4 protein-coding genes are annotated in these 3,199 nt (G+C 56.6%); 2 read left to right on the top strand and 2 right to left on the bottom strand.

Annotation, left to right across the window (positions count from 1 at the left end):
- Together RSSM_RS24575 and RSSM_RS24570 are read left to right on the top strand one after the other, a co-directional pair.
- Nucleotides 1–267: HNH endonuclease (locus RSSM_RS24575; protein WP_044303565.1), on the top strand; the 267-nt coding region annotated here is incomplete at its 5' end.
- Complete coding sequence (locus tag RSSM_RS24570; RefSeq protein WP_008686023.1) at nt 264–692, top strand: hypothetical protein; 429 nt, start codon at nt 264–266, stop codon at nt 690–692. The genes RSSM_RS24575 and RSSM_RS24570, both read left to right, overlap by 4 nt.
- Before the next feature lie 206 nt (nt 693–898).
- Here the strand turns inward: RSSM_RS24570 and RSSM_RS24565 are convergent, their stop codons facing one another.
- Both RSSM_RS24565 and RSSM_RS24560 read right to left on the bottom strand, forming a co-directional pair.
- Entirely contained in the window at nt 899–1,975 is a 1,077-nt protein-coding gene (locus RSSM_RS24565) for a hypothetical protein (protein WP_144060091.1), read from the bottom strand.
- On the bottom strand, nt 1,972–3,199 hold a 1,228-nt coding region (locus RSSM_RS24560; protein ID WP_236621358.1), incomplete at its 5' end, for a DUF1571 domain-containing protein. The genes RSSM_RS24560 and RSSM_RS24565, both read right to left, overlap by 4 nt.

The raw sequence follows: 3,199 nt of genomic DNA, 5'->3' as shown, positions 1-3,199 counted from the left end.
CGGTGCCAATACTGCGGCAAAGTCGAACCGCTCAACAAACTGAGCCTGGACCACGTCGTGCCTCGCTCTCACGGCGGAGCGACGACGTGGGAAAACATCGTTTGCAGTTGCCTAAAATGCAATAGTCGCAAGGGCGGACGAACGCCTCAGCAGGCGAGAATGAAGTTGCTGACCAATCCGGCAAAACCACGCTTCAATCCGTTGATGACCCACTCGATGGATGATCCACGGTATGAATCGTGGAAGACGTTCTTGCAAACGTCATGACGAAGTTCGACTCCAACCGGTCAGCATTTCGCAACGAATTCAGTGACGCCGAGTTGCTCGCGTTCTTGGACGAGCAACTCGGCGCGAAACTCTCCGCGGCGATCGAATCCGCCCTCCGTGACGATGAGGCTCTTCGGACGCGGCTGACGCAGCTCCGAGGGCAAAACCTAGCGGGTTTGCACACCATCGGGGCAATCTGGAGACAGGAGCGGTTGAGCTGCCCTGATCGTGAAACGCTGCGTCGATTCTTGCTCGGCGAACTGCCCGCCGATCACGCCGGTTACATCCGCTTTCACCTCTCCGAGATCGGGTGCCGCGTCTGCAACGCCAACCACGACGACCTCAATCAGGCGATGCGAGACGAACAGGATTCCACATCGCGCCGGCGCCGCATGTTCCAAACTAGCGCCGGGCATCTGAAATAAAGCCAGTCACAGGAAATAAAGCCGGAAACCTAAAATAAAGTCAGTCACCTGAAATAGAACAGACGCCCCAAACAAGGGAACACACCAAATTCCCTGAAGCGTTTTAAAGATGACGTAGCCGATGTCGTCAGACTTCGGTGGCCCGAATTCAGCAACAGGGATCGGACACGTCCAATTTCAAAATTCGGTCGGTCTGTCGCCGATCCCTACAGAGACCGCGTCGCAGGCTCGGGAAGAATCTCCACCGACCCTTCCTCTTTTTGGTTGGTCAGTACCGAGTCACCGTCCTCGGACGCATCCCCAGATTCGCCGTCGCTCGTTTCATCTTCCGTTTCGTTGCCTGTACCGACTCCCTCGTCTGCATCACTGATCTCCGGAGCAACGGTTGGTTGTCCCGACGTTGAGCGAGAGTAGGGTTCGGCCGCAGACGATCGACTCCCGTAGGCATCCTGCTCGGGATTCCCGCCCGTGATTGCGAGCAACCCCACCATCACGTCCTCGAACCCATCGAGGCTTTGCAGCCATCCCAAACTCGGGTTGGCAACCACGCCTTGATAACGGTCGGCCAAATTTTGCATCGCCGTCGGGCTGAGCAACCGACCGCGGGCGGCCAACTCGGCCAACAGGTTCGTTTCCAGATATTCAATCCAGACGTCACCGTTTTCCAATCGGGAGAGTGCCCCGGTGAGTCGAGCGGCGGCACGTTGAAACGCACCAACTTCCAGCCCCAAATCTGCGAAGGCTTCATATTCCCAACCGGCGTCGATGTTTCCGTCTGCGTAAGGATCTTCGTAAACTGGTTCTTCCAAGGGCAAAACAGGGTCAACCGGCACCAAACCGGGAACCGGTGGCACCTCCACGTAGGCCGGACCGTATGGGTAGCCGTATCGCGCCGACATCCGCTCCGCCATCTGCATGTGACGACGGGCCATGTGATCCGCCATTGCCGCCATTGGTGAGGAATAATACCCCGATGGCCCGAAACCGTATGGATGTCCCCATCCCATAAACGGTCCAGGGACCGGCACAACCGCAGGCGATTGAACCGTGATGGAAAGCCGCGGCCCATACCCCAAACCCGGCGTAACAAAGTACTGCGCCGTCGCCGCCGAACAGGTCAGGCTGAGCAAAGCGATCGTGACCGCCCCAACGAACCACATTCGCACCATCTGACTCGTTCGTCCCATTGGCATCGGACACGCATCGCGATCGACGAGGGCACTGCGAAGACTACTGCGAAAACTAAGGTTGCTTCGGATCGGCTGGCACATGTGAGTTCTCATTCGGTTGATTCGTCTTCGTTACGGAATTTATATTCGGGGTTGGTCCGATCGAAATCGAGATCGGTCAGCTTTGGATTCAGTTTGATCTGAGTAATCGCGTACTGTTCCTGCAGCACCGGTTGGGCCTCTGGTTCGTCCGGCCAAGCATAGGACGAAAAGAAAACCGGCAATTTCAGTTCTTCGTCGACATAAACCTTCGCAACTTGGTAGGTCGAATGCGGACGCTGTTCGATCTGTCTCACCTCAATATGTTGACACGGTCTCCCGTCAACTTTCGCATCGGCATAGAACCGAATTTTGACGTTTTCGGGATCGATCTGAGACCGCAACCGGTCAAGGATCTGTTCGATCATCGGACGAATCCCTGTCTGCACGATCGAATGGTTGCTCTCCTGTTTGGCGAGCCGTCCATCCGGATCAATTTCGAGGGTCAGGTTGGGCAACCGCGTTCCACCGCGGCGAACCAACACGTCACCGTCCCGTTCGTTCTCCACATACAACAACTCGCGTCCGGCGACACTCTTGGGCTTGAGAAACTTGCCATAGATGCACTGCGGCCGCAGCAGATTTTTGCCGTCAAATCGACGCTCGCGAATCTTCAACCTAATGTACTTCGTCGATTCCAATTTCCCATCAATCGTTTCCCGTTTGACGAGCAAACAGGTGTAACCGTCCACTTCGGTTTCGAATTTCTTTTTGGCTTCCTCTGCCAATTCGATCAGAGGCTGCAGAGACTCCGGCGGCTTCTTTCCCGGACCGATCGATTCGACCGGTTGAATCGGTGCATCGTCGTCTTCATCCTCCTCGGTAGCATCCTCCTCAGCAGCCTTGCTGTCCACTTCTGCCACCGCGACGCTCGCCGCCAATTCGGTCTCTTCCGTTTCCCGAGCCGTCGCATCCGGAATGTTTCGGTCGTCCGCCAATCCGGGTGCGGCAACACCAGCCCACAACACAGCAAACAGTAGACAAGCGACCACTTCACGCGTGGAGTTCGTGACGCCAAACGTCACCCAACCGCGGAGACACTCGAGTGCTCTCCCCACCACCTTTTGCCTTCTTCGTCGCCCCAGGCCGGTCGCTCGCGGCACGTCCATGTCGAACGTCTTGGAACTCACGCTTCGGTCATCAGCGGGCAGACTTCTTGTGTCGTGGTTCTTCGCTGAGATCATTCGCTTGGACATCGATAGTGGGAAATGGGCGGACTGTGGAAACGCGGCAAGCAAG

It is taken from the genome of Aporhodopirellula sallentina SM41, from assembly GCF_000346505.1.
GTDB classification, from domain to species: domain Bacteria; phylum Planctomycetota; class Planctomycetia; order Pirellulales; family Pirellulaceae; genus Rhodopirellula; species Rhodopirellula sallentina.
Note: the sequence above shows the minus strand (reverse complement) of the source record. Positions and strands in the feature narration are given on the sequence as shown.